Origin of the sequence: Allokutzneria sp. NRRL B-24872 (assembly GCF_002155965.1) — a bacterium.
Lineage (GTDB): Bacteria > Actinomycetota > Actinomycetes > Mycobacteriales > Pseudonocardiaceae > Allokutzneria.
The window spans coordinates 1-540 of the sequence record NZ_MUMH01000425.1 but is presented as its reverse complement, the minus strand read 5'-3'; the positions used below and the strand labels follow the sequence as shown (position 1 = coordinate 540).

The 540-nt window shown below is 73.5% G+C and carries 1 protein-coding gene; it reads left to right on the top strand.

The window, feature by feature from the left end:
* A partial coding sequence (locus tag CCN37_RS38465; protein ID WP_143262088.1) for a pseudouridine-5'-phosphate glycosidase occupies positions 1-540 on the top strand: 540 nt, incomplete at both ends.

Genomic DNA, 540 nt, shown 5'->3' with positions numbered 1-540 from the left:
CGGCGTGCACCGGGAGTGGAGCGAGACGCAGGACGAGTCCGCCGACCTGCGGCTGCTCGCCCGGGTCGGGATCACGGTGGTGTGCGCCGGGGTCAAGTCGATCCTCGACGTGCCCGCGACGCTCCAGCGCCTGGAGACCCTGGGCGTGACGGTCGTCGGCTACGGCACGGAGCGCTTCCCCGGCTTCTACCTCTCCTCCTCGGGCGAACCCGTCGACTGGACCCTGCGCACCCCGGAGGAGGTGGCGGGGGTGATACGGGCGCAGGACGCGCTGACCGGCCCCCGGTCCGCGCTCGTCGTGGCCAACCCGGTGCCGGAAGCCGAGCAGCTGGATCCCGCGCTGCACGACCGGGTGCTCGCGCGGGGCCTCGCGGCGGCGAAGGAGAAGGGGATCACCGGCCAGGCGGTGACGCCGTTCCTCCTCGAATACCTGATGGTGCACACGGAAGGGGCGTCCCTGGAGGCCAACCTCGCGGCGGTACGGGGCAATGTGCGGCTCGCGGCGCGCATCGCGGGAGCGTACGCGTCGGGGACGGCGCA